General features: G+C 65.8%; 5 protein-coding genes and 1 pseudogene. All 6 read left to right on the forward strand.

The window, feature by feature from the left end:
• Positions 1 to 253: pseudogene (locus RKP46_RS15975) on the forward strand (EamA/RhaT family transporter); the annotation flags it as partial.
• 98 nt (positions 254 to 351) lie between these two features.
• Entirely contained in the window at positions 352 to 522 is a 171-nt protein-coding gene (locus RKP46_RS15980) for a hypothetical protein (RefSeq protein WP_311107535.1), read from the forward strand.
• 400 nt (positions 523 to 922) lie between these two features.
• Complete coding sequence (locus RKP46_RS15985; RefSeq protein ID WP_300332400.1) at positions 923 to 1,123, forward strand: hypothetical protein; 201 nt, start codon at positions 923 to 925, stop codon at positions 1,121 to 1,123.
• A 9-nt stretch (positions 1,124 to 1,132) separates the two neighbouring features.
• On the forward strand, positions 1,133 to 3,895 hold the full coding sequence (locus RKP46_RS15990) for a sensor histidine kinase (protein WP_311107536.1): 2,763 nt from the start codon (positions 1,133 to 1,135) through the stop codon (positions 3,893 to 3,895).
• Between the two features lie 44 nt (positions 3,896 to 3,939).
• Entirely contained in the window at positions 3,940 to 4,308 is a 369-nt protein-coding gene (locus tag RKP46_RS15995) for a response regulator (RefSeq protein ID WP_311107537.1), read from the forward strand.
• Positions 4,309 to 6,056, forward strand: a 1,748-nt coding sequence (locus tag RKP46_RS16000; protein ID WP_311107538.1) for an exonuclease domain-containing protein, incomplete at its 3' end; no start/stop codon positions are given. It lies immediately after the preceding gene.

Here is a 6,056-nt window from a genome sequence, read left to right on the forward strand (position 1 = left end):
GCTCGGCGCTTTCCTGCTCTCCGGTGCGCATGAGTTGAGCATCGGTATCGGCGAACTTTGGGTGATCGCTTCGGCCTTGCACTGGGCGCTGCACATGCTGCTCGTCGGGCGGGTGGTCGATCGCCAGGGGGCGCCTTTTCTCGTCGCGGGCGGGCAGTTCTTCGTCTGCGCTCTGCTCGCCCTCGCTGGCGCGCTGCTCTTCGAACGCGTCGACCGGGCGGCACTGCGCGCGGCGGCCCTGCCCATCCTGTAGACCGGCGTGCTCTCGGTCGGCGTTGCCTTTTCCTGCCAGGTGATTGCGCAGCGCTCCGCGGACGCGGCGGATGCGGCGATCATTCTTTCGGCCGAACGGTGTTCGCGGCGCTCTTCGGCTTGCTGCTGATGGGCGGCCGGCTCGACCTCGCCGGCCTCGGCGGTTGCGCGCTGATCCTGAGCGGCATGGTGGCGATCAATCTGCGTGCCGGCGGGAGGCCAACCGGGCCGCCGGTGGAGGTGACGGAGCAGGCCGGCGCAGGCGAGTGATCGGCCGGGTGTCGGCGACGACACTGCCAAGCTCCAACCCCGGACGGCATCGCCGTCGACGGGTCCTCGCTTGCCGTCGGCGGGCTGGCCGCGGCAAGTCGCGCTTTGCGCGTGCGCCGATCTCGGCACCGTTGCCGTGTCGAAAGGCATTGCATCGCGCCGGCTGATTGATGACAATGCGCGCGAGAGACCAGCGCCGCTCGCGCAGCCGGTTTTCCGATCGTCGTGGGCGGCGCCGTGCGTCGCTGATCGGGACCACCGGGACGAAGCGCGCGGGCAGTTTCCACAATACGAGGTAACGGGCGGCAAGTTCCCGCTGACGATGCCCGCTTGACGATGGTGCACGGTGCGTGGCCTGCAGTAGGCACGGCGCCCGGCGCGCAATGACGAGGAGGGTGTGATGCAGCGCAGAATTCTGGCGGGCGACCGACTGATCGCGACATTCCTGATCGGCTGCGTCCTCTTCAATTACCCCCTGCTTTCCTTGTTTGACCGTCCGCTGGCGCTCTTCGGCGTGCCGCTGATCTATGCCTACGTTTTCGCCGCCTGGGCGCTCGTCGTCGGGCTGATGGCCTGGGCGATCGAGCGCCGCATCAGTTAGGCGGCAGCAATGCTCGAAGCTCCGGTCGTCGTCACCGTTGCGCTGGTCTACCTCGGGCTGCTCTTCGCGGTCGCCTGGTGGGGCGACAAGCGGGCTGATCAGGGCAGGTCGATCATCGCCAATCCTACGATCTACGCCTTGTCGATGGCGGTCTATTGCACGACGTGGACGTTCTACGGCAGCGTCGGTCGCGCTGCCGTTTCCGGCATCGGCTTCCTGCCGGTCTATCTGGGTCCGACGCTGGTCATGGCGCTTGGCTGGTTCCTGCTGCTCAAGATGATCCGCATCGTCAAGGCGAATCGCATCACCTCGATTGCCGACTTCATTTCCTCGCGCTACGGCAAGAGCCATCGTCTCGGCGGACTGGTGACGATCATCGCCGTGCTCGGCATCATTCCGTACATTGCGCTGCAGCTCAAGGCGGTATCGGGTACGGTCAGCCTGCTGCTCAGTTATCCGGACATCGTCATGCCGGATCGCAGCGCGACGATGTCGGTGGCGGCCGACATGAGCTTCTATATCGCGCTGATCCTGGCGGCGTTCACTATCGTTTTCGGGACGCGCCATCTCGACGCCACCGAACGCCACGAGGGGATGGTCGCGGCCATTGCCTTCGAGTCGAGCGTCAAGCTGGTCGCCTTCGTCACGGTCGGCGTCTTTGTCACCTACGGCATGTACGACGGTTTTGGCGACATTTTCGAGCACATCGCGACGCATCCGGAACTGCGCCGTCTGGTCACTGCCATTCCCTCCGGTCAGGGCTATACCGGCTGGTTTTCGCTGATCATTCTGTCGGGGCTGGCGGTGCTCTTTCTGCCCCGGCAGTTCCAGGTGGCGGTCGTCGAGAACGTCAACGAGGCCCACCTGAAGCGCGCTGCCTGGCTGTTTCCGCTTTACCTGCTGCTGATCAACGTCTTCGTCCTGCCGATCGCGCTCGGTGGCCTGCTGCATTTTTCCGGCCAGGCGGTCGATGCCGATACCTTCGTGTTGACGCTGCCGATGTCGCAACGCCAGCAAGGGCTGACCCTGCTCGTTTTCATTGGCGGCCTGTCAGCGGGTACGGGCATGGTCATCGTCGAGACGATCGCTCTGTCGACGATGGTCTGCAACGACCTCGTGATGCCGCTGCTGCTGCGCCGCAAGGCGGCGGCGCTGGAGGAACGCAAGGACCTTTCCGGTCTGCTGCTGGCCATTCGGCGCGGCGCGATCGTCGTCATCCTGCTGCTCGGTTATCTCTACTTCCGTCTCGCCGGCGAGGCGTACGCGCTGGTCGCCATCGGCTTGATCAGCTTCTCGGCTGTCGCCCAGTTTGCGCCGGCGATCATCGGCGGCATGTACTGGCGTGGCGGGACGCGCGCCGGTGCGCTGGCCGGCCTGTCGGCGGGTTTTCTCGTCTGGGGCTATACGCTTCTCCTCCCCTCGTTTGCCAAGTCGGGCTGGCTGCCGGCCGATTTCCTGACCCAGGGTCTGTTCGGCAGCGAATTGCTGCGGCCGCAGCAGCTCTTTGGCCTGACCGGCATGGACGAGATTTCGCACTGTCTGTTCTGGAGTTTTCTCGCCAATATCGGTGCCTATCTCGGTGTTTCGCTGCTGCGCCCGCCGCTGGCTGCCGAAGCGACACAGGCAACGCTGTTTGTCGATGCGCTGAAGGAAACCGGGCCGGTCGGCGCGGCGCTCTGGCGCGGGCGCGCGCAAGTCAGCGACCTGCGCGAGCTGGTCGGACGTTTCCTCGGCCCGACGCGTACGGAAGCGGCCTTTGCCGCGTTTGCCCGTCGGCGCGGCGGCAAGGGCGCGGCGCTCGAGGCCGATGCGCAGCTCGTGCAGTTCGCCGAATCGCTGCTCGCCGGCGCGATCGGCAGTGCTTCGGCGCGCGTCATGGTCGCCTCGGTGGCGAAGGAGGAGCCGTTGAGCCTCGAGGAAGTGATGCACATCCTCGACGAGGCTTCCCAGTTGCGGACCTACAGCCGCGAACTCGAGCGCAAGTCGCGCGAGCTGACCGCGGCGACGCGCGAACTGCAGGACGCCAACGCGCGCCTGCAGGAGCTCGACAAGGTCAAGGACGATATCATGTCATCGGTGACGCACGAACTACGCACACCGCTGACTTCGATCCGCGCCTTCTCCGAGTTGCTGCGCGACGATCCGAAGATGCATCTGGCCGATCGCGAGCGCTTCCTCGGTCTGATCGTCAGCGAAACCGAGCGCCTGACGCGGCTGATCAATCAGACGCTCGATCTGGCCAAGATCGAATCCGGCCGGGCCGACTGGAACGGCTGCGAACTGGATTTGAAGGAAGTCGTCGAACAATCGGTGGCTGCGACCAGCCAGTTGTTCCGCGAGAAAGGGGCGCACGTCGAACTCGATCTGCCGGATAATCTGCCGCTGATTCTCGCCGACAGGGATCGTCTGGTGCAGGTCATGCTCAACCTGCTGTCGAATGCGGTCAAGTTCCTGCCGCCGGGCAGCGGTCGGGTGCACGTCGTTCTGCGCGCCTTGGCCGAGGGCCTCGAGGTCAGCGTGGCCGACAATGGGCCGGGCATCCGGGCCGAGGATCAGGAGCTGATCTTCGAGAAGTTCCGCCAGGTCGGCGACACGATGACCGCCAAACCCTCCGGCACCGGGCTTGGCCTGCCGATCAGCCGGCGCATCGTCGAGCATTTCGGCGGTCGGCTGTGGGTTGAAAGCGCGCCCGGCGAAGGGGCGACTTTCCGCTTCACCTTGCCCTACGCGGGCCCGGCGGAACCCGCCGCTGTGGCCGGCAATCCGGCATGACCCCGTCTTTTTGAGCGCAGTTCTTTCAGGATCGGAGTGTTTTGATGAGCAAGAGAATACTGATTGCCGACGACGAGCAGAATATCGTCATCTCAATCGAGTTTCTGCTGCGGCGGGAAGGATTCGAGGTCCTCGTCGCCGGTGACGGGGAAGAGGCGCTGGCGAAGGTGCGCGCCGAGCGGCCGGACCTGGTCTTGCTCGACGTCATGATGCCCCGGATGAACGGTTTCGACGTTTGTCAGGCGCTGCGCGCCGACCCCGATCTGGGCGGAACTCGCATTCTGATGCTCACCGCCAAGGGGCGCGATACCGAAGTCAGCAAGGGGCTCGGGCTGGGCGCTGATGGCTACATGACCAAGCCTTTCTCGACCAAGGAACTGCTGGCCGAGGTGCGCAAGCTCCTGGGGATGTAGGTGAACGCGCCGCGCAGACTGGTCCTCGCCGCGCTCTTCGCCTGCCTGTTCGTGCTCGTTCTGGTCGGCGTCAGCGCCTTGCTGATGTTCGCCAGCGAGGCGGGTCCGGAGGGCGGTGGTCGCGCGCCTGAGGAGCGTCTCGTCGCGCTGTTCGCCGTCGTCGCGGTGGCCTGCGCGGCAGTCTGCGTGGTGGTCTACCGCTTGTACACGCTGTATGTCGCGGCGCCCTTGCGCCTGGCCGAAGAGCTCACGGCAACCAGCGCGCACAGTGGCCTGCGCGTGGGCGAGCACGGCGCCAGCGAAGTGCGCGTGCTCGGGCAGGCGGCCAACCAGGTCCTTGCCGTGCGCGATGCCCTTGAGCGCGATGTCGCCGAGCGCATTCGCGAGGCGCGCGCTTCGCTCGAGGAAGAACGCAGCCGCCTTGCCGCCCTGATGGCCGACTTGAGCCAGAGCGTCGTGGTGTGCAATCTCGATGGCCGGGTGCTGCTCTACAACCAGCGCGCCAAGCAGGAACTGTCGTCCGGACCGGACGGCACCAACGCCGAACTGCTCGGCCTGGGACGCTCGATCCACACCGTTTTCGATCGTGCGCTGATCGAACACGCTCTCGAACGCCTGCAGCAGGCGAGCCGCGAGCGGGCGAGCGGCGCTGCCGCCAGCGAGAGCAGGAAACTGATCGGCTCGGCGCAGTTCGTTACCGCAACACGCGCCGGCAGACTGGTGCGCGCGCACATGACGCCGGTGCTGGGCAGCAATGGTCAGCACACGGCGCAGGTCGGCGATCTTTCGGTGACCGGCTTCGTCCTCGTACTTGACGACGTGACCAACACGAACGAGCGGCACGCCCGGCGCGACGCGCTGATCCAGTCGCTGATCGAAGGCGGGCGCGGCCCCTTGGGGAGCATCCGCGCCGCCGCCGAAATGCTCTCCGACGTGCCCGACATGCTGCCGGCACAGCGCGACCGTTTTCTCGGCGTGATTCGCGACGAAGCCAAGGCGCTCTCGCTGCAGTTTGAATCAGCCGCCAGCGCGTTCTCGAACGACTTGCGCGAGCGCTGGCTGCTGGAAGAAATCCTCGGCGCCGAGCTGATCGCCGTCGCTGCCCGCCGGATCAGCGAAGCGCGTCCGGGCGAGCCGCACCCCTTGGCCGTGAAGAGCGAGAATGTCGACGAGGACCTCTGGCTGCGCGTGGACAGTTTCGGCCTGTTGCAGGCGCTGCGCTATCTGGCGCTGCGCCTGCAGGACGAGTACCAGGTGCGCGAAGTGCGTCTCTGGCTGACGCGCAGCGGGCAACTGGCGCAACTCGATCTGTCGTGGCCGGGCACCTTCATGAACAACGAAACGGCGATGAGCTGGCTGCAGGACCCGATGACGATCGGCGGCGAAACCTCGCCGCTCAGCGTCACCGACGTCGTCGAGCGTTGCAACGGCGATATCTGGTTCCAGCGCGAGCGCGTTTCGCATCGCGCCTTTTTCCGCACGATGCTGCCCGCCGCCGAGGCGCCGAAGGACCTGCCGCGAGCGATCGTCGCCGCGAGCGAGGAAGAACGTCCGGAGTTCTACGATTTCGACCTCTTTTCGTGGTCGACCGCCGGTCACGAACTCGACGATCGGCCGTTGGCCGAGCTGTCCTACACGGTTTTCGACACCGAGACGACCGGCCTGCAGCCGTCGATGGGCGACGAAATCATTCAGATCGGCGCGACGCGCATCGTCAATCGCCGCCTGCTCCGGCACGAGTGCTTCGA

The sequence above is a fragment of the Accumulibacter sp. genome, from assembly GCF_031732815.1.
Taxonomy (GTDB): domain Bacteria; phylum Pseudomonadota; class Gammaproteobacteria; order Burkholderiales; family Rhodocyclaceae; genus Accumulibacter.

Excerpts from the sequence above, each read along its gene's own strand:
- RKP46_RS15985 (WP_300332400.1), top strand. The coding sequence starts at position 923 with ATGCAGCGCAGAATTCTGGCGGGCGACCGACTGATCGCGACATTCCTG.
- RKP46_RS15990 (WP_311107536.1), top strand. The coding sequence starts at position 1,133 with ATGCTCGAAGCTCCGGTCGTCGTCACCGTTGCGCTGGTCTACCTCGGG.
- RKP46_RS15995 (WP_311107537.1), top strand. The coding sequence starts at position 3,940 with ATGAGCAAGAGAATACTGATTGCCGACGACGAGCAGAATATCGTCATC.